This window comes from Micromonospora sp. WMMA1949, from assembly GCF_027460145.1.
Taxonomy (GTDB): domain Bacteria; phylum Actinomycetota; class Actinomycetes; order Mycobacteriales; family Micromonosporaceae; genus Micromonospora.
In genome coordinates this window covers 844,746-870,625 of record NZ_JAPZBG010000001.1, presented here as the reverse complement: position 1 = coordinate 870,625, position 25,880 = coordinate 844,746, and the positions used below count along the sequence as shown (strand labels likewise).

The 25,880-nt window shown below is 67.0% G+C and carries 24 protein-coding genes; 10 read left to right on the top strand and 14 right to left on the bottom strand.

Annotated features, from left to right (window positions below; genetic code table 11):
- The first annotated feature begins 360 nt into the window (after positions 1 to 360).
- Together O7607_RS03775 and O7607_RS03770 are read left to right on the top strand one after the other, a co-directional pair.
- A complete protein-coding gene (locus tag O7607_RS03775; RefSeq protein WP_269701016.1) occupies positions 361 to 1,512 on the top strand; it encodes a hypothetical protein in 1,152 nt (383 codons plus the stop codon).
- 33 nt (positions 1,513 to 1,545) lie between these two features.
- Entirely contained in the window at positions 1,546 to 2,406 is an 861-nt protein-coding gene (locus O7607_RS03770) for a hypothetical protein (protein ID WP_269701014.1), read from the top strand.
- Between the two features lie 1,532 nt (positions 2,407 to 3,938).
- Here the strand turns inward: O7607_RS03770 and O7607_RS03765 are convergent.
- The 6 genes from O7607_RS03765 to O7607_RS03740 form a co-directional block, all read right to left on the bottom strand.
- Positions 3,939 to 4,154: a winged helix-turn-helix domain-containing protein gene (locus tag O7607_RS03765; RefSeq protein WP_269701011.1), complete on the bottom strand. Its 216-nt coding sequence runs from the start codon at positions 4,152 to 4,154 to the stop codon at positions 3,939 to 3,941.
- Between the two features lie 384 nt (positions 4,155 to 4,538).
- A complete protein-coding gene (locus O7607_RS03760) occupies positions 4,539 to 5,558 on the bottom strand; it encodes a DUF6615 family protein (protein WP_269701009.1) in 1,020 nt (339 codons plus the stop codon).
- Positions 5,559 to 5,675: 117 nt separating this feature from the next.
- On the bottom strand, positions 5,676 to 6,890 hold the full coding sequence (locus O7607_RS03755; RefSeq protein ID WP_269701007.1) for an McrC family protein: 1,215 nt from the start codon (positions 6,888 to 6,890) through the stop codon (positions 5,676 to 5,678).
- Entirely contained in the window at positions 6,868 to 9,297 is a 2,430-nt protein-coding gene (locus O7607_RS03750; RefSeq protein WP_269701005.1) for an McrB family protein, read from the bottom strand. Before O7607_RS03750 ends, O7607_RS03755 begins: the two co-directional genes overlap by 23 nt.
- A gap of 78 nt (positions 9,298 to 9,375) precedes the next feature.
- Complete coding sequence (locus O7607_RS03745; protein ID WP_269701003.1) at positions 9,376 to 9,909, bottom strand: hypothetical protein; 534 nt, start codon at positions 9,907 to 9,909, stop codon at positions 9,376 to 9,378.
- Between the two features lie 226 nt (positions 9,910 to 10,135).
- On the bottom strand, positions 10,136 to 11,224 hold the full coding sequence (locus O7607_RS03740; protein WP_269701001.1) for a sensor histidine kinase: 1,089 nt from the start codon (positions 11,222 to 11,224) through the stop codon (positions 10,136 to 10,138).
- 232 nt (positions 11,225 to 11,456) lie between these two features.
- Here O7607_RS03740 and O7607_RS03735 point away from each other — a divergent pair, with 232 nt between their 5' ends.
- The 3 genes from O7607_RS03735 to O7607_RS03725 all read left to right on the top strand — a co-directional run bounded on the left by O7607_RS03735 (position 11,457) and on the right by O7607_RS03725 (position 14,482).
- Complete coding sequence (locus O7607_RS03735) at positions 11,457 to 11,927, top strand: DUF6326 family protein (RefSeq protein WP_269701000.1); 471 nt, start codon at positions 11,457 to 11,459, stop codon at positions 11,925 to 11,927.
- 368 nt (positions 11,928 to 12,295) lie between these two features.
- Positions 12,296 to 14,029, top strand: coding sequence for a hypothetical protein (locus tag O7607_RS03730; RefSeq protein WP_269700998.1), 1,734 nt, complete (start codon positions 12,296 to 12,298; stop codon positions 14,027 to 14,029).
- Between the two features lie 321 nt (positions 14,030 to 14,350).
- Positions 14,351 to 14,482, top strand: coding sequence for a hypothetical protein (locus tag O7607_RS03725; protein WP_269700997.1), 132 nt, complete (start codon positions 14,351 to 14,353; stop codon positions 14,480 to 14,482).
- 122 nt (positions 14,483 to 14,604) lie between these two features.
- Here the strand turns inward: O7607_RS03725 and O7607_RS03720 are convergent, their stop codons facing one another.
- Together O7607_RS03720 and O7607_RS03715 are read right to left on the bottom strand one after the other, a co-directional pair.
- Positions 14,605 to 16,344: a PQQ-dependent sugar dehydrogenase gene (locus tag O7607_RS03720; RefSeq protein ID WP_269700995.1), complete on the bottom strand. Its 1,740-nt coding sequence runs from the start codon at positions 16,342 to 16,344 to the stop codon at positions 14,605 to 14,607.
- A gap of 27 nt (positions 16,345 to 16,371) precedes the next feature.
- Positions 16,372 to 17,427 carry an SMP-30/gluconolactonase/LRE family protein gene (locus O7607_RS03715; protein ID WP_269700994.1) on the bottom strand — a complete coding sequence of 352 codons (1,056 nt, stop codon included), beginning with the start codon at positions 17,425 to 17,427 and terminating at the stop codon, positions 16,372 to 16,374.
- A 287-nt stretch (positions 17,428 to 17,714) separates the two neighbouring features.
- Between O7607_RS03715 and O7607_RS03710 the strand changes: the two genes are divergently transcribed.
- Positions 17,715 to 18,155 (top strand): hypothetical protein, encoded by a 441-nt coding sequence (locus O7607_RS03710; protein ID WP_269700992.1) that lies wholly within the window; start codon positions 17,715 to 17,717, stop codon positions 18,153 to 18,155.
- A 277-nt stretch (positions 18,156 to 18,432) separates the two neighbouring features.
- A complete protein-coding gene (ygiD, locus tag O7607_RS03705; RefSeq protein ID WP_269700990.1) occupies positions 18,433 to 19,278 on the top strand; it encodes a 4,5-DOPA dioxygenase extradiol in 846 nt (281 codons plus the stop codon).
- A 144-nt stretch (positions 19,279 to 19,422) separates the two neighbouring features.
- Here ygiD and O7607_RS03700 read toward each other — a convergent pair whose 3' ends face one another.
- Together O7607_RS03700 and O7607_RS03695 are read right to left on the bottom strand one after the other, a co-directional pair.
- Positions 19,423 to 19,848 (bottom strand): sigma factor, encoded by a 426-nt coding sequence (locus tag O7607_RS03700; RefSeq protein ID WP_269700989.1) that lies wholly within the window; start codon positions 19,846 to 19,848, stop codon positions 19,423 to 19,425.
- Positions 19,849 to 19,940: 92 nt separating this feature from the next.
- Positions 19,941 to 20,684: an alpha/beta fold hydrolase gene (locus O7607_RS03695; protein ID WP_269700987.1), complete on the bottom strand. Its 744-nt coding sequence runs from the start codon at positions 20,682 to 20,684 to the stop codon at positions 19,941 to 19,943.
- A gap of 58 nt (positions 20,685 to 20,742) precedes the next feature.
- On the opposite strand from O7607_RS03695, the gene O7607_RS03690 reads away from it, so the two are divergent.
- Complete coding sequence (locus O7607_RS03690) at positions 20,743 to 21,693, top strand: helix-turn-helix transcriptional regulator (protein ID WP_269700986.1); 951 nt, start codon at positions 20,743 to 20,745, stop codon at positions 21,691 to 21,693.
- A gap of 31 nt (positions 21,694 to 21,724) precedes the next feature.
- On the opposite strand, the gene O7607_RS03685 is transcribed toward O7607_RS03690, so the two are convergent.
- Positions 21,725 to 22,033, bottom strand: a complete 309-nt coding sequence (locus O7607_RS03685; RefSeq protein ID WP_269700984.1) for a hypothetical protein — start codon at positions 22,031 to 22,033, stop codon at positions 21,725 to 21,727.
- Positions 22,034 to 22,108: 75 nt separating this feature from the next.
- Between O7607_RS03685 and O7607_RS03680 the strand changes: the two genes are divergently transcribed.
- Positions 22,109 to 22,495, top strand: coding sequence for a VOC family protein (locus tag O7607_RS03680; protein WP_269700983.1), 387 nt, complete (start codon positions 22,109 to 22,111; stop codon positions 22,493 to 22,495).
- Positions 22,496 to 22,545: 50 nt separating this feature from the next.
- Here the strand turns inward: O7607_RS03680 and O7607_RS03675 are convergent, their stop codons facing one another.
- Complete coding sequence (locus O7607_RS03675; protein WP_269700982.1) at positions 22,546 to 23,001, bottom strand: nuclear transport factor 2 family protein; 456 nt, start codon at positions 22,999 to 23,001, stop codon at positions 22,546 to 22,548.
- 14 nt (positions 23,002 to 23,015) lie between these two features.
- Here O7607_RS03675 and O7607_RS03670 point away from each other — a divergent pair, with 14 nt between their 5' ends.
- Complete coding sequence (locus tag O7607_RS03670; protein ID WP_442929516.1) at positions 23,016 to 23,783, top strand: helix-turn-helix domain-containing protein; 768 nt, start codon at positions 23,016 to 23,018, stop codon at positions 23,781 to 23,783.
- A gap of 181 nt (positions 23,784 to 23,964) precedes the next feature.
- Here the strand turns inward: O7607_RS03670 and O7607_RS03665 are convergent, their stop codons facing one another.
- Both O7607_RS03665 and O7607_RS03660 read right to left on the bottom strand, forming a co-directional pair.
- Positions 23,965 to 24,603, bottom strand: a complete 639-nt coding sequence (locus tag O7607_RS03665; protein ID WP_269700980.1) for a response regulator — start codon at positions 24,601 to 24,603, stop codon at positions 23,965 to 23,967.
- Positions 24,600 to 25,820 carry a sensor histidine kinase gene (locus tag O7607_RS03660; protein WP_269700979.1) on the bottom strand — a complete coding sequence of 407 codons (1,221 nt, stop codon included), beginning with the start codon at positions 25,818 to 25,820 and terminating at the stop codon, positions 24,600 to 24,602. The genes O7607_RS03665 and O7607_RS03660 overlap by 4 nt, the downstream gene beginning before the upstream one ends.
- Between the last annotated feature and the right edge of the window lie 60 nt (positions 25,821 to 25,880).

The following is a 25,880-nucleotide window of genomic DNA, read 5'->3' as shown; positions in this document are numbered from 1 at the left end:
CGGCCGTGGTGGGGATGCAGCGCGGAGTGTGCGGGCCGCCCCTCCAAGGTCAAGGGCGCTTCGCGTCGCTGCGCGACGGCCCTGCGGGCCGCCCTTGACCCCGGAGCCTCTGCGACCCCTCGGGCCGGCGTTGCCGGCAGGCCAGGGGCCTGCCCGGGGTGCGCGCGCCGCATCCCCACCACGGCCTCGTCGTGAGGGCTAGTCCGTCGCGCTTTTGACGTTAACGCGTCAATTCTCGCTTGACGCAGCACCTGTTATCTGTGGGTAGAGTGGGGCATGCTCCCGCACTGTCCCATCCCCGACGCTCACCGGCGGCTCATGGATTGTCACGTCCATTGGCATCGGACGGCAGATGGCTATATGAGTCCCGAAGACTTCCGAATGAATCTGAATGCCTTGATCCAGAATCTTCGGAACGTGACTTGGTTGCTGCAGAAAAGAAAAGCAGAACTAGACGGCTTCCAGGAATGGTATGGGGAGTGGCAGAAAGAGGTGGGAGGTGATCCGGTCCTTCGTTGGGTTCAGAAGGCGAGAAACCGGATCGTGAAGGAATCTGACCTCGAATTGCACAGTGAGGCCAGAGTGAAGGTGACCTTGGATTGGCTCACAGAGCGTGAGAAGACATTGACGCTTCCGTCGCGCTTTACGACGCAACAAATCCTGGTGACTGTTCTAAGAAGTCTAGTGTTGCCTCCCGAAGGGCTTCTGGCGATTCAGCGGCGGCGGGTTGACCGGCTTCTTCCTGATCGAGAACTGTTGGCGGCCACTTCTTATGCTTATGGTCGGATCGCGTCGATCATCGCCGAGGCTCACCATCGATCAGGCATCGGAGAATGTGATCTGGCCGCCAGAGAGCCGGATTGCGTCACGGCATCCCTCGTTCCATTCCCGCCATGCATGGGGCTATCGGATGACACTAGAAGCGCATACATCAATCTAGCAAATGGTGCGGATGTTGGCCCTCGATACGTCATGTTGAGGCAGAACGACGACATTCTCGAACTGGCAAAGTCGAAGTTCGGGGATTTTAGGGCGCATGGCGACGCGATCGAGAGAGTGCCGCGGTTGGCAGAGGCGGCTAAGCGTGTGCTCTCTGCGAGTAAGTTCCATGCCACGTTCGTCACTCTTCTCAAGGGGGAAAAAGTCCTTACGATCCTCCCACTTGTTGTTGAACATCCACAGGGCAAGTTCCTCGCAATGAACTTGGTAGCGGACGAGGTTGAGCGGCTGAATGCTGATGGATTGACAATGGTCGTCGAGATATGGCTTGGGTTGCCGGGAGGACCTGGCTGGCAGGAAGGCAAGCCGGTCAGTGAGCAGCCAGGTAGGAAGGAAGCTTTGCAAATCGTGGGAATTACGCGATCTGGCAGAGTTAACGAGCAAATCATCCCGTTTACGCGAGGCGAGGACGGAGAAATTATTTTCCAAGACCCGATCATCAGCGCGAGCGGCCCGATGAACATCTTGCAGCCTGTAATGCGGCGCTGGGCTGCAATGGACGGCCGGAGCTAGTGGACCTTGGGTCTATACCTATTAGGAAGTGTCATGGAGCCACGTCGACTCAAAGCTATTTTGCAACTCCCGGCAAACAGAAGATTCGACCTCATTGCTGAAGGCCTAGAAGCCTTAACCCGGCAGGTAGCTAGGCTATACGAAGATGCGAAGCACTTGGAGCGACTTGAGCGACCCCATGGCGCAGGTATAGTTGAGGCTTTTTACTTGGAGGAAGCGGCGAAGGTTCTGATCTTGCTGGACTTAGTGCGCACCGACCCACGGAACGGCAAGGCTTGGTCCACCCAGATTTCTTGGTTCTATTCGCACCTTGCGCGCTGTCTGTATGCGTCCGCATATCAAGGGAGTCCGGCCAGCCTCGGAGAGGTTCGGGGATATATAAATTCGTTGAGGGAATCGCACTACCTCGATGGGCCAAACGATGTGGACTGGATCTTCCGCAATCAACCGATCTCCGAGCGAGAGCGAGTCTTGTACGTGGATCTAGTTGAAGCAGGGGACGACCTCATTTGGTGGGGGCCAGGCGAAAATCCAATGTGCTGGGTGTCCTCCAGGCTACCTGAACTGGTATCGAGCTTAGCAAGCATGGGTATAACTTCCAGAGGTGGCCTGGATGTGGTTTCTGCTGCATGGAAGGACGTGCCGATAGATGATTCCATGCTTTGGTCAGAGGTCCGCAGGATGAACGGCCAAGTTCTTGAGTCGATGATTGAGGGCAAGCTATATGATGAAGCATCAGCTACTAAGGACGACTTCAGTACCGTCTTAAATCATTGGATCTTTCCTCTTCGAACCCTGGACCTTAGCGAAAAGAAGGTGAGTGTTGAGGAGCTCAAGCAGAAGCGTCAGAGAGTCCTAGAGCAATATTTATACGAGGAGTGGGGCTACCCCTAATAGAGGGCTCAATACTCCTAACCTGTATGAGGAGGAACGGTGGCAAAGACGCCGCAGCCGAGACCAGACACCACTTACTCTGCTCCAAGTTATGTCCGTCGACCTACTCGCAGAGGGATACGCGATTTGGCCCTGTCATGACTGCCTGCATGGCATGCCGAAGTCATTCAGGAGACTCGGGCGATGTGTTCGTACGCGAATGGCACGCCGCAGCGTGCCCGACCTTGGAGCAGGTGTTGGCCGACGTCGACGCGGAGGTCAAGCGGCTGGAGGGCGGCTGAGTGCGTCAGATTGGGGCACACAGGGGCACAGGACACCGTCAAACGCCGTCAAGCAACCACCAACCATGGCAGCCTGAGATGCGGTGACAGCAGGTGTCGGACGCCGATCCCGCTGGTGGCGGGACGGCGGCTCTATGTTCCGCTTCAACTCAACGTCGTTCAGGGTGGACCGCAGGCGAATAATGCTTTTTCTTTGTCCAAGATAGTCGCAAATTATCTTCCTATCCCGCAATCTGGCGCCGGTTGAAACTTGTACTTACTCCCGAGGCTCATCTCGGGTATTGTCCCTTTCCATGGGAACCGTTCCCCTATCTGCGGCGCCTTCTTTTGGCGAAGGAAACCAGTATTAGTCCTCAGCCACAAACGGCCCTGCTCGGTGAAGCTAACGTTCCAAATGGTACTGGCCTCCACCGGTAGTGAGAGCAGTGTGCACGGCGGTACCTGAGGTAGCCACTTCTTTTCTCCTGGACCTTTTGGTCCAACATTGGCTGTTGGGAAGATCAGGGGAACGGGTGATCGATTTTGCACATACAGGACGTGGTGATCGGGCCATGGGGTATTGGTGTCCTCAGGCGGTCCGACCCACCAAGAAACCTGAATCGCATGAGCGCGGCCCTGGTCTTCACGTTGCTCCTTAAGCGCTCCAGCGGCGACATAGGCTGCATAGCCGGCTACGAGTAGCGAGGCTACTGTGCCGATAACCTGAACTAGCTGGAGCCAAACTGGTGATCGATTTTGTTGAGCCAGTCCCGGGCCATCGTGGACGCGACGTTCGTTGTCTCCTCGAAGCTCAGATTTGAATTGGGCAACACGCGGACCGAACGGAGGTTCGTTACCGGATTTGGGGTTCGTCGTCTCAACTGCGGCACCCGCAGTAGGCTTTCCTGGCGGCGAGGCGTCGAAGCTGCAACAGCGGCTGCTGTGCGTTGATCGCGTCCTTTGGTGCCAGAAGGATGCCACGGCGACGCCCGTGATCAAGCCAACCAGGGCGGAGGTGGCTCTGGGGCGGAGATATCGCTGATGCGGACTCACGAAGACATCATCGCGCTCTCTGCTGACGGCGAGAACCCCCGTGTCGATGGCAGATGGCATAGCGGCCCTCGACGGCAACGCTGGTAGAAGTGATTACAGGAGGGCGGCCGTCAATTGCCGAGAGCAGACCGGTGCGCGAGGTCACGGTTGCGAGCAGGCGCCGTCGGGCAAGTGCGAAAATTTGCGGTCGGCAGGGTCGCCTCCGCCTGATTCAGGGGGCTACTCGGTGACGAAGACGCCGACGCCCGGCAGCGTCTCCGTCATGCCCTTAATCCGTAGCACCTGCATAGCCCGGTCGATCACCGGCTCGGTGACCCCGTAGTGCTCGATCAACTCTCGCCGGCTGGGTAGCTTGGAGCCCGGCGGGAACTCGCCGTTGGCGATGCGTTCGGCGAGGTCGTCGGCGATCTGCTCATAGCGGTAACGCGGTGGCACGATGTTCCCCTCGGTTGGCAACACGAGTAGACCACCTACGTCAGCCCTTGACTACCCAACGGTACCTATGGGAGGTCTCCGAGGAGGTCGATTCCCCCGGTTCGCGCTGTGGGCCGTCCTCACCGGCGTGGGTGCCCGGCGCATCCCCCGTGATCGGGCATCCACGCCCCCGGACACCTGCGGCACGAGGAGGCGGCAGTGCTCCCTACCGATCCCCTGACGCGGCGAAGAGTCGCCCCCTACGGCTCCGGCGAGCCGATGAAGCGCGTTTCCTACGACGAATATGTCCTGGCGGAAGAGTGGGCTTGCGTTTAGCGTTCTCCCTCATGCCGCAAGATTTCCTTGCGCTCGCGCACCCACGATACGCTGTCCGTCGGCTGGGTGTTATCCCAAATCGCCTTGTCGAGCCTTCCAGGCTTCGTAGTCCAAAGAACCCCCTGTATGGTTGTCAGCCTCGCCCCGTTCCTCGGCGTCAATGTCGAGAACTATTACGCAGGAGGCGACGGGGCTCATAAAGGAGATCTCTTGTAGAGAGTCCTGAACGGTACCTCGACGAACGGCATTGGCATACGCCGGGAGTTGCTCGGCGCGGCGTTGGCGCCGATCGTCGGTCTGTGTCGAGCCAGGAAGGCGAGGTCGCATATCGGCATCTGCGGGCAATTCGTCAACGAGCGAATCGAGGTTAGCCTGTACCCAATCAAGCCACTCCGGCGTCGCCGTCGCTACTTTGGGCTCCGCCGCACCCGTGCGTACACGTCTCCCCAAGCGGGAGCGTCCGAAAAGGTATGACCATGGCAGCGCCCACGAGAGGTGCGCTGTCACCATGCGGCGATTGGAGCAGCGTAGATCATGTACCGCCTTCACGGCGAATGACGATGCAACCGCGCATCCATAATGGACAGGGTGAGCGTGCCAACACTTTCCCGGTCCGGCATTGCCCGAACATGCTCGCCACTTGGCGGGAGCCGCCCAACCACTGTCGTGTCCGAAGTATTTCCGCTTCCAGCCATTATAGAACACATGGAGCGGATACTCGCCCCTCAACAAGTCGCATGAATTGATGAGCGTGTCATACTGGTAATCGTCGTCACCGTTACCGGCGTGATCTAACTCCGGGTAGGTGCGCCTATAGGCTCGCTTGGCTTGGACGCGCAAGCAGAGCCAACCTTGCGCCATAGAACCGATCCACCACTCCCAGTCTGCACCCGTCTCCTTCTCTCGATTCTGGCTGAAGCGATGCACGTTCAGGCCTGGATGCTTCTGAGCGAGCGTCCAGAGATTGTGGTCGGTCAACGAGTTTTCGCCGAAGGCCAGGCCTTGCTCGTCGCCAGTCTCGATCTTGCGCCACGTCTCAACGGCGAGGTCGTTCATGTCACGGCGCAGCGCGCCCACACTTAACACCACACATGCATCGTGTCAGGGGGAGCCCACGAAAGACAATGGGCTTCAAGGACGGCATCTGCAGCGCAGAACCGCGCCTGTCTGCAACCAAGTCCCGCCTAGTTGAGTGGTCCCCAACCCTCATCCGCCAGTCGGAGTATGGGTCGCTTCTCCTACGGCCGGAATGAAAAGACTCAGATGTTCAATCTGCTGGAGTAGGTCTTTCGGTGGCTTGGTGAGGTCGAGATGTTGGACGTAGAGGTGCACCTTGGCGGCGGGGATCTGATGGATGTGGGGTTCGGGTGGTCCGTCCGCGTAGATGAGGGTGGCCGCTGAGAGTTGGGTAGCCGTGGCGTAGGCGAGGAGCTGGTACAGGTCGCTGCTTTGCCCGGGTCCAGTGTCCCGCTTGTACTTGACGTCACCGATGAAGGCGCATTGGCCGCGTGGCCAGTAGCTCAGGTCAGGCTTGAGCCGGACGCGGCGTTGCGCGTCCAGTGCCAGGGGTGGGCAGTCGTCGCCCGAGGGAAATTGGTCGGGGCTGGCGTGGAGGGCGTCTCGCAGGGCGGCGCGGACGAATGTCTCGAACAGCACGGCCATGTCGATGGTCAGGCCGGGGGTCTCGGTGGATCCGGAGGCGAGATCGGGGCCGTGCATGCGCAGCAACAGCCGGGCAAGTTCTACGGCGGGCCGGTAGTGAAGATTCAGCCGGGTCCAGGTCACAGCGGGTATAGCGGTCGGGCGATAGGTCAGGGCGGTGACGTTCTGCAGGCTGTCGATGAGTCGGTGCAGCGACCGTCGGATGGCGTCGCCGCGTAGGGGCAGGTGACGGAGTTTGAGCGCGGCCGCGAGCAGCAGTTGATTCTCGGTAATGTCCTCGTCGTGCTCGTCGAATCGGACGGCCAGCGGCAGGTCCAGGCCGGGGCGAGCGCGGAGCTGGTGGGCTAAGTTGATGCGGCCGCGGACGGTGGGCAAGTCGGCCTCGACGCTGTGGTAGCCGGTGAGCATGCCTCGCCGTAGTGCCCGGCCGCAGAGCGTGGTGAATAGGCCGACGACTCCGGTGACCAGATCGCTTGCAATGCCAAGAGTGGCATCGTCGTGGCGCCAGGCACCGGGGTCGGCGGCGTAGCCGAGCAGGAACAGCACCCGGGAGATCGGGATCTTCGGTTCGACCAAAAGGTTGGTCTCCCCGACCAGAACGGCGCCGATCGTGTTGCCCGGGGTGACGTCGTAGCGGTCGGTGCTGCCTGCTGTGGGTTGAATGGTGGCGCGCAGGACTGCGCGAAGGGTGTCGCGCTCGGGTGCAGTCAGGGCTAGGGCGTGCGTAGTGGTCCACTCACGAAGCCGGAGGGTCCTCACTTGGGGCATTTACCTCCGTTCGCAGCAGGTCCAAGTCAAACTCGACGAGCCGGTGCTCTTGGCCATAGAAGTGGTCCTCGAGGGTGGGCAGAACAGAGTGTTCCCAGGCCCGGCGAATCCAGGTTTCGTCCAGGTCGTCGCGGATGAAATGGCTGGGCCCGACGGCCGCCGCCGGGTCGTTGAGCATCTGGTTGGCGCGGTCGACGGCAGATGCAAGCCAGGTTAGGTGGGGGTGGTTGCGTGTCAGATAGCTGGCCAGTACCTGGGACGTTGGTGGCTGGTCGGCACGGAAGGGCACGAAATAGAACCGGCGGCGCAGGGCGGTGTCCAGCAGGGCGATAGATCGGTCGGCGCTGTTCATGGTGCCGATGATGTGCAGGTTGGGCGGCAGCCGGAAGTCATCGTGGGAGTACAGCAGGCGGGCCGGTTGGTCCCGATACTCGAGCAGGAAGTACAGCTCACCGAACACGCGAGCGATGTTCCCCCGGTTGAGCTCATCGATGATCAGTACGTAGTCATGGCTGCGGTCGCGGGCCGCGGCGCGGGCCATCTCCACCAGGGGGCCGTCGACGAGGTGAAAGCCGGGTTGGTCCGGACGGGGGCGCAGCCCTTCGATGAAGTCCTCGTAGGCGTATGAGGGGTGGAACTGGACCAGTCGGACCCGGGCTGGGTTGCCAGCCAGCCAAGCGGCAAGCCGCCGCGCGACGAAGGTCTTACCGGTGCCCGGCGGGCCGTAGAAGATCACCTGCCCCTTGTCCCGCAGAAGTTGAACCACTTCGTCGAGGAACGGCTCGTCTAGGTACAGGTCGTGGGCGAGGTCAGCCAAGTCGGTCGGGTTGTGCTCGGCGGTGGCGGTTGCTGGACCGGCGGCCGTGGCTCCGGTCCCGGCGTCTGTCGTATGCCCGGTCTCTTCGATGGTGCTCGATTGTGGCGGAGGCGGCGTCCCCTTGCCGCTACGCCAGGCGGTCAGAGCCTCCTGCTCGCCGGTAGTCCACTCGTCATTGGGCGCGTAGTGGACCAGGGCCCACACCAGGCCCTCCGCGTCCAGCCGGTCCCGCAGCGCCAGCCCGCCCCGGTGCGCGATGTCCCTGACCTGATCCAGGAAGTTGAGGAAGACCTCGTAACGCTCTCCCTCACTCGCCGTAGGCTGCGGCTTCGCGAAGCCGGCGAGACGGTAGGCGGTATCCACCGTCGCAGCCCGCCATTGCGGAAAGACCTTGGGGTCAGTCGAGCCGAGCAGGAACGAGGCGATGCTCAACCGGATTCCGGTGCCGTGTGCGGCCGCGTCCGGGACAAGGGCGAGGAACCGGTCGATGGCCGAGGGGCTTGGCTCCCGCCATAGCTCGCGCAGCGCTTGGGCGGCCTGTTCGGGCTCGGCCGCTACCCACCGGGTGAACGGCTGGTGCGCTTGCCGGGCCACCAGGTTAGTGTCCTTACTGAGAGCATTGCATAGCAGGTCGGGCCAGTGCGGTGAGCCGTCCCGCAGGGCATCTGCCGCCTGGTCGGTGCGTTCGGCCGTGGCGATCTTTTGCGGGCGCTCCATGTCGTCGAGATCCACGTGCTGGCGCAGCCGCTCCGCCCACCGCATGAGCGTCTTCCACAGTTGCGTTGGCTCCGACCACTGCCACACGTAAGGGCTGCGGTAGAGGTTGACGCACTCGGCACCGCCCCAGGTGATGTTCGGTTGTAGACGCGCTACCAGGCGCGCCATGCGTACCGGCTCGGGTGCGTCCGCTGGCCCGGCCAGCTCAGGCCACTGATGGAGGATGTCGGCACGATGGCCACGGCTGACCACCGGAGGGAACACGTCCGGGAACAGCAGGTGTTCCAGCGCATGACGCTGAATCAGGGCGCCTTGGTCATCGATCTGGTCGAGGGCGGCCACGAACCGCTCCGGGTCGGTCAGCGCCAATCGTCGGTCGCCGAGGGAAAGCTCTTTGAGGGTAGCGAACGCTTCGATGAGGTAGCCAAACTGGCGCCAGCGCCGTGAGTTGAACGCTTGTCCGGGTCGCACGAGTCCAGCGTCCAAGGCAGACGCGAGTTCGCTCGGCAGGGGGGCGGTATCTGCGGCGAACCCTAGGACGCGTTGCACGATCTCCCGCTTGCGGTATCCGCTCACCGCGTCAGCGCGGGCGATGAGAAGGTGCACGAAGAGCAGTTCGGCCGCCAACTGCACCGCGGTGGCCGGCGATCCGCCGATCTGCCCCTGCAACTTAGTGAGAAAGTCGTCCTTGCCTTCATCCGGCTGCTCAACGAAGTCCCGGATCAGTACTCGGGCGTCCGCCAAGCTGGACCCGACTCGATCAGCAAACAGCGAACGCTCGTCCAGCAGACAGCGATCCCGCCAGCGCGCGACGGCGGAGTAGACGGGCTGAGCCGATGGATAGGGAACGCGGGTCACTGGCATGGGCCTATCCGATCGGAAGATCGGCCGGGTGGCAAGCAGCGATGGAACCAGAACTTGCAGGCGCCGACCGGTCGGCGCCTAGGCCAGAATGGGAACAATCACCATCTCGTTGTGGATGTCTATCCACTGCCAGCGTGGTCGGTCCTTGTTGAGCTCGACGTAGACAGCGTGCTGGTAATCCAGCTGCTGCTTGTACGCGTAGAGCTTTTCTAGATCAAAATGGGCTGCCTTCTGACTCGCTGGGTGCTTTTTCGCCTCTACGACAAGGATGTTATGAGCCCTCGTCCTTCCAGTGCGGTCGTGGACGATGAGATCCGGCAGCACCGAACGCTTCCTGGCTGCCGCTCGTTCCACCTTGTTGTCCGATCTGGGCTCGAGCAACCCGGTCACCGACTTGGCGATCCTCTCTGTCCCTGCCAACCGGTTATATTCAAGATCAACCCACAGTCTGCCGGGCCAGCCCTCTTCGACCTCAGGTGCAAGGTAGCGCCCGACGCGAAACATCATCGACCGCTCACTTGCATCGCGGTGCAGCAGCACCTCATCGTCCGCACAGGCCCTAAGGATCGCTCTTCCCAGTGAGACCCTCAGCCACTCTTCGGTCGGGAGCACGACATGGACGCTACGCTAGGCTCACCGCACCCAGCACCTCGGCGACCGGCAGGACGTCGCGCAGGGGGTCAGGGTCGGTCAACAGGGTAGCCATGGGGGCACCAGCCGCGCCGGCGACGTGTGGAGTGACTTCCCGAAGGCCGGCCACGGTTCGCCTGGGAAGCAACGCTCATGCAGAGCCCTGCCCTGACGATGTCCTGGTCGTCAGCGACCAGCACGCGGATGGTCATGACGCGCGCGCTGTCCGAGGAAGCGAGGCGTCGACGCTCCAGCCGCCGTCCGGGGCAGGTCCCGCCCGGAGGCTGCCGCCGAGCAGGCTTACCCGCTCGGCCATCCCGCGCAGCCCGTAGCCGGCGTGCGGGGAACTGGTTGTGGTCGCCTCGCCGTCATCGTGCACCCGCAGGTGCACCTGGTCGCGGGATGCGGTGACGTCGACGGTGACTCCGGTGGCGCCGCGGGCGTGGCGGGTCGCGTTGGTGACCGCCTCGGCGGCGATCAGGTAGAGGGCGGTGCCGACTGCCGGCTCGACGGCCTCGGCGTCACCGGAGACCTGCACGCGGACGCCCAGCACCTCGCCGCCGGGACGAGCGAGTCGTTCGATGTCCAGCACTCCTCGCCGAGGGGCGAGATCGGCGTCCGTACCGTCGCGCAGCACGCCCACGAGGGCTCGCATCTCCCTGAGCGTCCGGGACGCCTCTTCCTCGATGGTCACCAGGGTGGCCAGCGCGCGCTCCGGATCTGCGGCGGCCAGCGCGCGACCTGCCTGTGCCTGGACGGCGATGGCCGAGACGTGATGGCCGACCGTGTCGTGCAGCTCGCGGGCGAGTTCGTTGCGCTGGTGGAGCCGGACCTGCTCGACGTCGCGGTCGTGGCTTCTGGCGCGGTAGCGCACCGCCGCTCCGAGCGCGGCCGAGCACAGGAAGAAGCCGTAACCGGCGACCTTCTCCGCGGGTGAGGTCTGCTCCGCGACGAGGGTGACGGGTAGCCAGACGAGGATGACGCCGAGTCCGAGGGCAGCCTCGCGACCTGCCCCCCAGCGCAGCAGGGCGTAGGGCAACACGAGCAGCCCTGCGATGCCCAGCAGGCCGGTGGCGTCGATTACCGCGATCCTCGCGAGGTCGAAGGCGAGAACGGTTCCGAAGGCAACGGTTACCGCGACCAGCGGTCGCGTGCGTCGATACAGCAGGCACGCCGCGACCACGACGCTGACACCGACCAGCAGCGGCGCCCATGCCCTGTCGTCGCGCAGCAGCAGCTCGACGACCGAGATCACGACAAGAGCCGAGGACAGCGCCCAGTCCCGCCACACCCGCACCGGCGCACCTGTGGGGCGAGGCTCAGCCCAGATCCCAGCAAGCATGCGTCCCCCTTTCCGGAGAACGTAAGGGGGCCGCCCCTCGGGCGGATCAGCCGAAAGTACGGCGAGTTTCCCGGGCCCGGGGCCAGGACAGCCCGAGCCCGCAAGCGGATGTGGCGCCCGCCGGCGCTGGTCATGGTGGAGACATCGAGTGAGCCGACCCGGCTGCCGCCAGCAAACAGGAGACGTGATGACCAGAACCGACAGACGAGCCGGTGCGCTCCAGGAAGCGCGCATCCCGGTCCAGGCGAAGCTCGCCGCGGCCTGGGCCAGCTTCATGTTCCTCTACATCTACGTCGACTACCTCGCCCTGTACAAGCCCGGCTTCATCGACGACATCCTTGCCGGCACGGTGCACGAGTTCGACACCGGCCCGACCTTCGTCGCCCTCGCGCTCACACTCATGGGCGTCCCGATCCTCATGATCCTGCTCTCCATGACACTCCCCGCCCGCGTCAACCGCGCCACCAACCTCGTCGTGGCAACGCTCTACATCCCCGTCACGGTGTACAACGCGGACGGCGAGTCCTGGAGCTACGTCTACTTCTACGGTTTCTCCATCGGGCTCGAGCTGCTGCTCCTGGCCTTCATCCTGCGCGCCGCATGGACCTGGCCCCGGGCCGTTCGAGCCCGCCGAGACCTCGCCCAGGCCCCGCTGTGACGCTCGATGCACGCCCCGTCTGCGGGGTCGGTTGCAGATGCTCCGGCAGCAGTGACCGCGAGCAGCCGGTTGCGTCGAATGTCGTTATATCTGCGTCTTCGCAGAACTTCATGGCATCCGCGAGACCGTATCGACCTTCTTCTTCTTTCCTCTGGCTCCTGGTAGAAGTGCGACATGCCCTCACGGCGTGTCACGTCACTGGTGGATGAGAGCGGATCGCGACGTGCTGGCTCGCGGCTGTTGCACGGGGCGTGCCTCGCCGGGGCGGGCGGCGCCTCGGGTTTCATGATCGGTCGACTGCTGCTCGCGGTGCTCAGTGCGGGCACGCAGCTGGTCACGGCAACTCGTCGTCCAGAACTGGAGGTGTGATGAGCGAACCTGCCGAGGTCGACCGCCTGCTCAGCGCCGCCGACGAGATCACCGCGCGGGCCGGTCTCGGCCCGGACACCCGGGCGGCCGTTGAGCGGGCGGTTGCCGCTGCCCGTGGTCTGGGCGATCCGGGGCGTCTGCTGCATGCTCTCGGACGCGCCACTCTGAACCTCTCTCAGGAGCGGCTCGCCGATGGCGGGGACGTCACTGATCTGCGGGAACAGGCCGAGGAGGTCATCGCGCTCGCCGGCGATCTGCTCTCCGATCCGGACTGGCATGCCGATGCCGTGGTCCGCACCGTGCAGGCGGGCCAGATCCTGGCCGGCATCGGGCTCGTCGATCGCGGGCGCGATGTCGTCGAACGGGTGTGGCGGTTGGTCGCGCCCCGGCCCGCCGACGGCCTCGACGCCCGCCGCGCTCGGACCGCGGCACTGACTGGGCTGGTCACCCTGAGACTCGGGACGGACCCCTCCGTCCTGGGACCGTTGGCCGCAGAGATGGTCGACCTGCAGCGTGGGCTCGCCCGCGACACGGGCGAGGCGGCCGCCGTGATCGACCTGGCGGATGCCCTTGGAATCTTCGCGCGGGTCGCCAGCAGTCTGGGGCGGCCGGACCTGATGCGGGTGGCGCTGACCGAACAGTACTCAGTGGAACAGATGTTCCAGGGTTCCGGAGCGCAGAAGCGACTAGAGCGGATCGAGGCGTCGCTGGCGCAGCTGCGACAAGCCGCGCCGGCAAACCTCGTGGTGCCCGACTCGGGCGCATGGCGGATCCGCCGCTCCTACCTGGACCTGCTGGCCCAGCCCGCACCATCCGGCGTTACCGCCGGCGGGTTCGCAGCTCGGCTGGCGGCGGAGTCGCGGGTGACCGGCCGTGCACCCGGCAACCGCCCGCCCGCTGACCCGTCGGTGATCGCCGATTGTGCCTCCCGGCTCGATCAAGGGATCTCTCTGGCCGACGCGGATCAGATCATTGAGGCCGACCGCGTCCTCGCCGAGCTCGCCGACGAGTTGAGCCTGTACGACGGGGCGACGTCGGACCCGGCCCGGCCGGACGTCCGGCGCCTCTGGTCCGCGGCCCTCTACCAGCGGGCGATGCTCCGGCACCGGATCGGCCACTGCGACGACGCCTGGGACCTTGCCTGGCTGTCCGTGGTCGTTGCCGTCCGGCGGCACGAGGGCCTGCTACGCGGGACCGCCACCGAGCGGGAGGCGCTGGCCGACGCGGTCACTCACATGGTCGACGCCGCCGTGGTCGCGGAAGCCACCGGACGTGACGAAGACCAGATCATGCTGCTGTCCGAGGTCATCGACCGCTGCGCGGACGCGGACGCGGCCTACCCAAGGTTGCGTCGAATCCTCGGCACGGCCCTGCACAATCTCGCCGCCGCGATGCTCGAACGCCAGCAGACAGCGACCGCGGCGCCCTTGGCCGAACATGCCTACGCTATCCGTCATGAGCTGGCCGTGCTGGACCAGCGCGCAGCCTGGGAGTATGCGAACACACTGCTGCTCACCGCCGCCCTCGCCGTCGACCGTCAGGACTGGCGAATCGCCGTCGAACGTCTCAGCGCAGTTGGGCGACTGCTGGTTGCCTTGCGGACGTACCCGGAAGCGATGGCCGGGTATGCAGGACAGCTCGCCATCGAGGTCACCACCCGAGCGCCCGAGCTGGTGGACCGGGCTCGTGCCGCCGGCACCTGGCCGTATCAGGCTTGGACCCCTCAGGCGTAGCGCCGCCCGTTCGGCGTGAGACCTCGCCCACGCGCGGGATGCCAAGCCAGGGGTGTGCGGTCGGCGGCTGCCAGCCGGGTACCGGATCTGGCAGGTCCCGGCCGGGCCGATGGTCAGCTGCTCCGCCCCCAGTTTGACGCGAGCCTCGGTAGGGAAGTTTCGCGGACACCTCGATGAAGGAGGGGGTATGGAGACGTCCGCTAGCGTCGGGCGCAGTTATCAACAGCCGACAAGGCCATGCGTGGCGGCGCCTGCTGCAGCGCCAACGCCGAGGGGGCGAGCCTAATGGCTCGCGTCGGTCGCTACGGGATCCCAAGGTTCGTGTGGTCCCTGATCTGGCTCGTCGTCTGCATCTTGATCGTAATCCTGTTGGCCCTGGTCATTCACCACTTCGGAGGCGCCTCTCTGTCGCTCAAGCTCGGCCACTTCTACCTGAACATCGGCGTCACCTGACCTGCCGCCTCGTCGACACTCCGGCGGCGGTCCGTTGCAGTATCGGCCCGGACCGCTCGGAGGGTGCCCGCGCGACGCGGGCACCCTCCGACGGTTGGCGGTGCCGGATCCCCGGCCCGCCCTCAGCTCGTGGGGCCGGACGCCGCCCCGCCGAGGGTCACCTTGAGGATCTTCTCGTTGCTGTTGTTCGGGGTGCTGTCCTTGTCCCCGCCGGTGCTCGTGGTCAGCCACAGGTTGCCGTCGAGGGTCGGTTCGACGGTACGCAGCCGGAAGTACGTCCCGACGAAGTACTGCTGGACGTTGGTGAGCGTGTTGCCGCTGATCTCCGCACGGTACATCCGGTTGCCGCGCAGGCAGGCGATGTAGAGCACGTCCCGGACGATCGCGATGCCGCTGCACGAGGCCTCGGCCACCGGGTACGTGCGGATCGGGGCCCGGAAGTTCGGGTTGGCGCAGTCGCCGGAGGTGCCCTCGCAGGCGGGCCAGCCGTAGTTGCCGCCCTTGACGATGATGTTGGTCTCGTCCATGACGTTGTTGCCGAACTCCTGCTCGAAGAGCCGGCCCTGGGAGTCGAAGGCGAGTCCCTGCGGGTTGCGGTGGCCGTAGCTCCACACGTAGTTGCCGAAGGGGTTGTCCGCCGGCACGGTGCCGTCGGGGTTGAGCCGCAGCACCTTGCCGCCCAGGTTGCTGGTGTCCTGGGCCACGTCCGGGTCCTGTCCGTCGCCGGTGGCGGCGTAGAGCTTGCCGTCGGGGCCGAAACGCAGCCGGCCGCCGTTGTGGTACTTGTTGCGCGGGATTCCGGTGACGAGCACCTGCCTGGTGTCGGTTTGCAGCGTGCCGTCGTAGCGGATGCGCACGATCCGGTTGTCGGTCGTGGTGGTGTGGTAGATGTACAGCCAGCGGTCGGTGGTGAAGGTGGCCGAGACGGCCAGCCCGAGCACGCCGCCCTCGCCGCTGGTGCCTGCCACGTTCGGCACGGTGCCGATGCTGCGTTTGTTGGTGCCGTCCGGGTTCATGGCGACGATGTCGAACAGGTCGCGCCGGCCGTAGAGGACAGTGCCGTCGGGCAGTTGCACCAGGCCCCAGGGCAGGTCCTTCTCGGTGGTGACCGTCGTGGCGCCGCAGACCGGGTTCGTGCAGCCCGAGCCGGTGTGCGCGGTGACCGCGACGCTCGCCCCCGAGACGTTGCCCTGGGCGTCGCGGGCGGTCACCGTGTACCGGTAGTCGGTGTCGGGCGTCAGCCCGGTGTCGGTGAACGTGGTCGCCGGCGGGTTGCTGGCGGTGCCGGTGGTGGAGCCGACCGCCGTACCGTTGCGCAGGATCGTGTAGCCGGTGACCGCGACGTTGTCGGTGGAGGCCGACCAGGTGAGGGTCACGGCCGTGCCGTTCACCGTCGCGGCCAGGTCGGTCGGCGTGCTGGGCGGCGACGTGTCCTGCTGGCAGAACGGCGGGGTGACCGAGAGCGTGGAGCTGGCCTGCGAGACATTGCCGGCGGCGTCGCGGGCATTGACGTACCAGCCCCAGGTGACACCCTGCACGACGCTGAGCGTGGCGGTCAGCGTCCGTCCCGAGACCGAGGTGACGAGCTGGCCGTCGTGGTAGATGTCGTAGAAGGCGACGCCGACGTTGTCCCGGGAGGCGTACCAGGCGAGCGTGACGGACTGGCAGGTCAGCCGGGTGCGGCGCAGGCCGGTCGGCCGGGTGGGCGGGCTGGTGTCGGCGGCGAGCTGGGCCACTTGCCGGCTCCCGGTCGCCGGTGCGGCCGGCTCGGCGTTGGCGGGTACGCCGGTCACGATGACGCCGGCGCAGACCAGCAGGGCGAGCGGGACGCGGTGTCGGAAGTGGTGAGGATTGGTCCGCACGGGTGTTTTCCTTCCCGGGGTTCTTGGTCAGTACGGGTAGCCGGGGACGTTGAGCCGCACGCTGTACAGGCCCGAGTCGTTCGTTCGGCCGGAGGTGATGTAGAGGGTCTGCCGGTCGGGTCCGCCGAACGCCACGTTGGTGGTGCCGGCGCCGCCGGAGCGGATCGTGCCGAGCTGCGCGCCGGCGGGCGAGTAGACGTGGATCAGGCCGTCCGAGCCGGAGGCCCAGTACACGTTGCCGGCGCAGTCGACGGTGACCCCGTCGGGACCGCCGAGGTAGTTCACGAAGACGCTGCGGGCGCCCGTGCTGCCGTCGGGCTGGACGACGTACTTGTAGATCTTGTTCTCGGAGTAGGCGCCCACGTAGAGCGTGCTGCCGTCCGGGGAGAGCGCGATGCCGTTGGGTTGCCGCAGCCGGTCGTCCACCAGCGACACCTGGCCGCCGGAGACGCGGAAGACACTGGTACGTCCGCTCATCTGGTCGGGTCGGTTGCCGCGCTGGAAGTTGGGGTCGGTGAAGTAGACGACGCCGTCGGACCGGACCGTGACGTCGTTGGGTGAGTTGAACGCCCGGCCCTGGTGGTCGGCGGCGACGGTGCTGCGGGCCCGGTCGCTCAGCCGGTATGCGGAGACGTTCCGCTGGTCGTGGGTGGCGGCGATGATCTGCTGGGCGTCGGGGCTGAGTGCCAGGCCGTTGCTTCCGGCGTCGGCGATGAAGGTGTCGAAGGTCGCGGGCGGGGTGAACCGGCGGATCGTGGAGGGCTGCACGTTGTTCGGCCCGGTGCCCGCGGCCATGTCGGACATCAGCAGGTAGCCGCCGTCGGCGATCCACACCGGTCCTTCGAGGAACGAGAACCCGCTCCGGATCTTCGTCGCGGACACGGAGCCGGCAGGCAGCGGCGGGCCGTACGCGGCGCCCTCCGGGCAGACCCCGGGGGGCGCGCCGGGTGGGCCGGTGAAGGTGTGAGCGTTCACATGAGGGGCGTCCCGAGATGCCGGGAGTGCGGCACCGGCGGGGCCTGCTGCGGTGGTGAGCGCCAGGCACAGGCCGGTGAGTGCGGCGATGGTAGGGCGCCAGGTCATCGGGTACTCCAATCGGTATCAGTGAAGGTGAAGACCGTGGTTGCCCGGACCGGCCCCGGCCACCGACAAATGTCATCGACCACGATCGATGCATGTGACGCAGCCTAGGCGAGGAAGCGGCGCCCCGCATCAGTTCCCCGTGATCACCTTCGGTGCATGTCCCGAAGGGCCTGATGACCTGGCGGGATCGGTGGGGCCCGGTGTCCACCGACCGGGACACGGGTCACCGGTCGGGAAGTTGACCATGCTCTGGTTGCAGCCCGTTCAGCGGCCTATCCTCCGGCTTCATGCGTGCGATCAAGGTTCTGGCCAGTGCGGTTGCCGGTGCGCTCGTTTCCGGTCTCGTTCTGGGTGCGTTGTCGCGACTGTTCATGCGACTCATGACGCTCGCGGCCGACGGTGAGCCCAGGTTCAGTTGGACGGGGACGTTTTTCATCGCGGTCATCTACGTCGCCGCTGTGGCACCGGCTGCGCTGACGGCCGCGATCACGACGCGGTGGTGGCGCTGGATCGCCGCAGCGCTTGGGACGGCGTTCCTGATGGCGCCCGCCATCGGCATCTCCTCCGAAGAGATCGGCTACGTGCAAGGGCTTTCCACCATCGCCTGGATTGGCGTCGGCGCGGCCACGGCCGCTGTGTTCGCCACCGTGTTCGCCGCCCCGGCGGCCGCCATCTGGTTGGTGGACCGGGTCAGAATTCCAATGCCAGTTCGCCTGTCTCCAGCGTGAACCGGTGATGGTCAGGACCACCTTCCCTCACATCCACCCCGGGCGGCCCGCGCCGGACCGACCCAGGAGGCGGGCAGGGTGATCGTCTGCGACTCGATCGGCATTGACGCCCGGGAGACCCGATCTCCGATCCGCCGAGGAGCGTGATTCAGGCCGGAACCGCTGCCGGGCGGCACTATCGTGACATTCAGGTCCGGCAGGCCGTGCCGTACGAACGGGTCCTCCAGGGAGGGAAGTTCACGTGCCTTCAGACGTACATCCGGACTTGGATGTCTTGATGCCCGCGGCGTTCCTGGGCCACGGCAACCCGATGAACGCCCTCGAGGTCAACCGGTACACCTCCGCGTGGAAAGCCTTCGGCGCCGCGGTGCCGCGCCCCCGCGCGATCCTGGTCGTCAGCGCCCATTGGTACATCAACGCCACGGCCGTCACCGCGATGCCCCGGCCGCGGACCATTCACGACTTCTACGGGTTTCCGCAGGAGCTGTTCGAGGTGCAGTACCCGGCGCCGGGGCTGCCCGAGCTGGCTGAGGAGGTCAGTGACGTCGTCCATCCGACCTGGGTCGGGGCGGACGTCGACAGCTGGGGCATCGACCATGGCACCTGGTCGGTGCTGCTGCACGCCTTTCCGGACGCGACGATTCCCGTCGTCCAGCTCAGCATCAACGCCGACAAGCCGATGGACTACCACCTTCAACTCGGCGCCCGGCTCGCTCCACTGCGTCGGCGCGGTGTGCTGATCGTGGCGAGCGGCAACGTCGTGCACAACCTGCGCGGCATGGACTGGGCGCTGGCCGACGACGGCTTCGACTGGGCGCGACGCTTCGACGAGGACGCCAAGGCCCGGATGCTGACCGACCCGGGCGAGTACGCGACCCTCGACGCGCACGGGGACTACCGCCGTGCGGTACCGACACCGGATCACTTCATCCCCGCGTTGTATCTCGCCGGTCTGGCCGCCGCCACGGACAACCCCGACACCGAGGTCCTCGTCGACGGCTACGCCTACGGCTCGTTGTCCATGACGGCCTACACCCTGGGCATGTCCTGTCCGCCGGCTGCCGGCGAGGGCGGATCCCCGCAGCCACCGCCCGGGGTGCCGCCGGACGGCTCCAACATCTGAGCAGGTGCCGGCTGGGCGAATGCTCCCATGGATCAAGGTGCAGTCGCGGTGGGCCCGGCGCTCGCCGCCGTACTCGTCGTTCTCCTGCTCGTCGCCATGGCGACGGTGCGGGCCGGAACCACGCCGCAGGCGGGTGTGGTTCGGTCAATCCTTGTGGGCCCGCTCGGCCGCGGCGCGGTCGCTCGCCACGATGAGGTCGAGCAGTTCCTTGCCCAGCCCGGCCGGGACCCGGACGCGACCGCCGCCGGTCGAGATCGCCTGCGGGCAGCTCTGACCCGCGAACCCACCACGGGACGCGTCCGGCAGCTCCCCGGTCGGTACCTCGTCGCGCCAGCGCCGGCGCCTTGCCCGCATCGCGGCACGGACCATCACCTGCCGGACGTACGCCTCCGGTCGCCCCTCCGGCACGCCCAACCGGTGCCACGACCGGTAGGCCGCGATCAGACCCTCCTGGGCGAGGTCCTCGCCCAGCCGGCCGTCACCGGTCAGCAGCACGCCGAACCGAACGATCTCGCGGTACCGGCCGGCGACGAAGTCCTCGTAGCCGGCGGGTTCCGCCCTGCGAAGCAAGCCCATACCCCATTAAGGGACCTGGACCTGCCCGATGGTTCCCCCATTTCGGTGCCCGGGTGACCTGGGTACGGTCGCCCGGGCATCGCGGGCTATGCCGTCGGCCTGGCTTCGTGCAGGATCCGGGCCAGCTCGGCCGGCCGGCTGAGCATCGGCCAGTGCCATGTCGGCAGTTCCTCGTACCGCCACGAATCGCCGGCCATGTGCCGGCACAGCGGCATGGTGGCGGCCATCTCGCGTGCCTGCTCGGCGGTGAAGCTCGACAGCACGCCGAGGCGGGGCAGCTTCTCCCACGCCCCGGTGAGCCGCACCGGGGCGGTGGCAGTCGCCCATGGTTGGGCCACCGACCGCTCATCGAGCAACGCGACGACCGATTCGTCCACGCCTGCTGCTCCTGCCGCCAGCAGGCCCCACGGCGGGGGCGGCAGCCGCCAGCCATCGCCGTGCTCGGCGACCACTGATGCGTTGCGTTCACGCTCCTGCGGTGGGCTGAAGTCCTCGTTCGCCGCCCCGTCGGGCAGCGGGCCGGTGTCGACGAAGACCAGTTGGGCGACGCGGTCGGCCATGCGGTCGGCAACGGCTGTCGTCACGACCGCGCCGGCGTAGCTGTGCCCGACGAGAACCACGTCGTGCAGGTCCTCGTAGCGAAGCAGGTTGACCACGTCGGTGACGTGGACGTCGAGGTCGGTGTCCGGGCGGGCCAGGTGGGCGCGCTCGCCCAGGCCGGTCAGGCTCAGCGGGTACACCTCGTGGCCGTGCCCGCGCAGGGCGGCGGTGACGGGGCGCCAGGCCCATGCGCCGAGCCAGAACCCGGGAACCAGTACGAAGGTCGTCATGCACGACACGCTACGATCAATACCGGACAGGTTCCGCCCGGATTGGAAGTAGGGATTTGTGACCCGGCCGACCGTGCGCGTACTGGCGTTGCTGGAGATCCTCCAAGCCGGCGGCGACTTCACCGTCGCCGACCTGGCCGGTCGGCTGGGCGTCGACGAGCGCACGGTCCGCCGATACGCCGCGCACCTCGCCGACCTGGGCATCCCGGTCGAAGCCCGGCGCGGTCGCTACGGCGGATACCGGCTCGCGCCCGGGTACAAGCTGCCGCCACTCATGCTCACCGACGAGGAGGCGGTCGCCGTCATGCTCGGGCTCGTGGCCGCCGGCCGGGCCGGGCTCGTGACCGCCGAAGGCGCGGCCGCCGAGAGCGCGACCGCGAAGATCCGCCGGGTGCTGCCGGCCGTTCTCGCCCGGCGGATCGATTCGCTGCTGGAGACCGTGGACTTCACCGCACGGGTCCGCACGACCGCCCCGCCCGGCATCGAGGTGCTGCTGGTGCTCGCGGACGCGGCCCGACATCAGCAACCCGTGCACATCACCTACACCACCTGGCGCGGCCGGTCCGGCGAGCGCCGGCTCGACCCGTACGGGCTGGTCTTCCACGCCGGCCGGTGGTACGTCACCGGCCACGACCACAACCGCCGGGCCGTACGGACATTCCGGCTCGACCGAATCGGAACAGCCCACCCCATGCCGGGCAGGTTCGACATCCCGGCCGGCTTCGATCCCACCACGCAGGTCCTCACCGGGCTGGCAGCAGTGCCGTACGCGCACGACATCTCCGTGGTGCTGCACACCAGCCTGGCGCAGGCGCAGCGACGGATTCCGCAGTCGGTCGGCACGCTCACCGAGGTTCCAGGCGGAGTGCGCCTCACCGCCCGAGCCGAACGGCTCGACGGTGCGGCGCAGATGCTCGCCGGGCTCGGCTGGCCGTTCACGATCGACCGGCCGGACGAACTCAAGGACGAGGTACGGGCCCTGGCCAACCGGCTGCTCGCCGACGCCTGAGGGGCGGCAGAGGTGGTCAGGCGCGGCCGGGTCAGGCCGGCGGATCGTCCCGGAAGAGAGCGTCCCGCACGCCTCGGCCGCCCCAGCGGGTGGCGACGAGTTCGGGACGAGGGCGGGTCGGCTCGGGCATCCAGCGGTGTCGTCTGGTGTCGGGCGCGGGGCGGTCCCAGTCGGCGATCAGCGCGAAAGGGTCGACGCCCCGGCCTGGGCCGTCGTCACACAACTCGCGGACAACCATCGCTGGATGGAAGCGCAGTTCCTGCGCCACCCCGCAGTCGTCGGCCCGCCAGGCGACCACGGCCCCGCAGCCCAGACAGGCGACGCAGGGGATCCATCCCACCAGCGACCAGCAGCCCGTGCGGACACGGTCATGGACGAAGCGCGTCCCGCGTACGTCGCCCAATAGGCTCGCGGCATGTGGACCTTACGCAGTCCCCAGGTGATTCTCTTCAGCGACGACCCCGCTCGGGCGGCCGCCTTCTACACCCGGCTGGGATTCCGGGAGACCTTCCGGGTACCGACCGACGGCGAACCGATTCACATCGATCTCGTCCTCGACGGATACAAGATCGGGATCGCCTCGGTGGCCTCCACCCGCGAGGACCACGGCTTGGACCCGGTCGCCGAAGGCCAGCGCGTCGCGATCGTCCTCTGGACCGATGACACCACAGCGGCCTACGAGGGCCTGGTCGCAGGCGGAGCACCCGCTCTCGCACCTCCACACGTATGGCTCGACCGGCTACTGATCGCGTGGACCGCCGACCCCGACGGCAACCCGATCCAGATCGTTCAATCCCGGTGAGGCTGCCAACCGCTTGCCACGATCCGGCACCGCAGGTGGCTCACGCATGGTCAGTGCTGAGCAGGCGTCCACCACGCGAGGTTGGCGGTCACCTGGGCCATTGGCTCGATGATCTCCCACGCCTCGGCGATCAGCCCGTCGTCGATCCGCCAGATGTCGACGACCGCGATCTCCGGTCCTTCGCCGGGAAGCCAGCGCCGCGAGTACATCACGACGTGATCGCCGTCGGCCAGCACCTGATGGATCTCGACCTGCATGCCGGCGAGCGGTACCAGCGCGGCGCGAACGGCGGCGAGCCACTCCACCTTTGTCGATGTGGTTGAACCCGGCCTGTGGTGGACGAAGTCGTCACTCAGGAACCGGGCGAGCGCATCGACGTCGCCCGTCTCGATCAGTCCTGCCAGCGCCCGTTGGACGATGCGCTTGTTCGCCGTGGTCATGGATGCAGTGTTGGCGTGACCGCTCCGGTTGTCGATGAACTCGGATTTCATGGCGTCCGGCGCCACGATGAGTACGCTCCATCAGCGTGCACACGGTCGGGGAACTCCTGCGGCAGTGGCGGCAGCGCCGGGGACTCAGCCAACTGGATCTCGCGATAGCTGCGGACGTCTCGGCTCGTCACGTCAGCCTGGTCGAGACCGGTAAGTCCAAGCCGAGCCCCGACATGATCCTTCGACTCGCGGATCAGCTCCACGTGCCGCTGCGTGAACGCAACCGGCTGCTGCTCGCCGGGGGCTTCGCACCCCGGTACGCCGAGCGGTCGCTCGACCACAACGCGCTGTCAGCCGTCCACGACGCCGTCCGGAGGGTGCTCCGCGCCCACGAGCCCTACCCGGCGGTGGTCTTCGATCGCCGGTGGAACATCGTGATGACCAACCGCGCCGTCGATCCGTTCTTCGCGCAGGTGGCTCCGGATCTGCTGCGGCCCCCGGTCAACCTGGTACGCCTGGGACTGGACCCGCGCGGGTTCGGGCGCTTGGTCGTCAATCTGGCCGACGTGCGCGCGGTGTTCCGCAGCCGGATCTCACGCCAGCTCGCCACCGCCCCCGACCCTGAGCTCACCGCACTCTACGAAGAGCTGCTGGCGCCCGAACCGGAGGATACGCCCGGTCAGCGGATCGAAACGGACGTCGTGATACCGATGATCCTTCGTGTCGGCGGACGGGAGCTGCGGCTGTTCTCGACCATCACCACGTTCGGCACCCCGATGGACATCACGATCGACGAGATCGCGATCGAGTCCTACTACCCGGCCGACGCGGAGAGCGCCGCCTACTTCACGACGTAGCGTCCTGTCAGCCGCTGGCAAGACGGCTTCGATGGCCGACGGCAGCCGGGTGCCATGCCCGGATCAGGCCGAGCACCTCGTCGGCCCGGTCAGGGTCACGCCGGCGCGGGCCAGCACGCGGGTCATACCCCTCTCGCCGGACAGGCCGGTACCCGCCCGTGACGACCCGCACCTGACGGGGTCAGCGGCGGATGAGGCCGAGTTCGGTGGCGGTGGCGACGGCGGCGGTACGCGACTCGACGCCGAGCTTGGCGTAGATGCGGGCCAGGTGGGACTTGACGGTGCCTTCGGTCAGGTGGAGGCGGGTGCCGATGCTGTGGTTCGACAGACCGTCGGCGACCAGGGCGATGACCTCGGTCTCGCGTCGGGTCAGGGTGGTGCGCGGCGTACGCAGGCGGTTCATCAGCCGGTTCGCGACGGTGGGCGCCAGCGCGGTGCGTCCGGCGGCGGCGGTGCGGACGGCGGCGGCGAGATCCTCGGGTGGGGCGTCCTTGAGGAGGTAGCCGGTGGCGCCGGCCTCGATGGCGGGCAGGGTGTCGGCGTCGGAGTCGTACGTGGTGACGATCAGCACGCGCGGCGCTTCCGGACGGGCGGTGATCCGGGCGGTGGCTTCGGCACCGCCCATGCCCTTCCCGAACTGCAGGTCCATCAGCACGACGTCGATGTCGCCCGCGGCGGCGCGGGTGACGGCCTCCTCGGCGGTGGCGGCTTCGGCCACGACGACCAGGTCGGGTTCGGTTTCCAGCACGGCGCGCAGTCCGGCCCGTACGACCGGGTGGTCGTCGGCCAGGAGGAGGCGGATGGGAACGTCGTCGGTCACGGGCGGCCCTCGGGCTCGGTCCTGGTGGGCGGCGTGAGGGGAAGCTCGGCGGTCACGGCGGTGCCCTGGCCGGGCGCGGATGCGACGGTCAGGGTGCCGCCGAGGGCGGCCATGCGGGCGCGCATGGCCGCCAGGCCGAAGCCGCCGCCGTCGATATCAGGGGCGGGCAGCTGTTCCGGGTCGAAGCCGCGCCCGTCGTCGGCGACGTGCAGGGCGATGCGGTCACCGAGATACCTGAGGGCGATCTCGGCCGTCGTGGCCTGGGCGTGGCGGACAGTGTTCGCGACTGTGGACTGGGCGATACGCAGGAGAGCCACCTCATGGGCGGTCGGCAGCGACACGGGGTCGCCGACGAGGTGGAAGCGGGCGGTGATGCGGTGGCGGGCGCTGGTGGTGGTGCACAGGCGTTCCAGGGCGCCGGCCAGGGTGGTGCCTTCCAGGGTGGGCGGGGTGAGTGCGGCGACGAAGCGGCGGGCCTCGGCGAGGTTGTCCACGGCGACCTGACGGGCCGCGTCGACGTGACCGGAGGCGGCATCGGGCCGGCCGGGCAGGGCGCGCTCGGCGGCGCGCAACAGCAGCTGGATGCTGGACAGGCCCTGGGCGAGGGTGTCGTGGATCTCGCGAGCCAGACGCTCGCGCTCGGCGAGTACGCCGGCGGTGTGCTCCGCCCGGGCCAGATCGGCCCGGGTGGCGGTGAGTTCCTCGATCAGCTGCCTTCGCTGTTCGCTCTCCCGATACAGGGCCTGGTATCCCCACACCACCCCGACGGCGACGGCGGCGCCGAGCGCGGGACCGATCACCGTGGCCGGGGTGAAGGAGCCGGTGTGGGCGACGAACCCGGCGACGGCCGCCACGGCGGTGGCGATCACGGCGGCCAGGCCGGCGCGGCGCGGCAGCAGGTGGAGCTGGAGGAAGTACAGCGGGAAGGCCACCCAGATCGCGTCGGGGGACAGACCCAGCAACACCAGCCACACGGCGCCGACGGCGACCAGCCACCACGCGGCGGCCCGCCGAGAGCGCCGGATGCGGGGGAGGAGCGGCCCGGTGGCGTACGCCAGGCCGCACGCCACCGCCACCGCGACGATCGATCCGGCGTGCGGTCGGTCGTCGGCCACCGCCCGGCCCGCGGCCAGGACGAGCAGGCCGATGATCAGCAGGTGCAGGGACCAGGCCAGGGCTCGGGTGGTCGGGGTCAGGGCAGGGGCAGCGGTGCTCACAGTGCGTCCCACGTTACCGAGGCCGGCGGCCCGGGGGCCTCTATCGAAAGTTGGAACCCG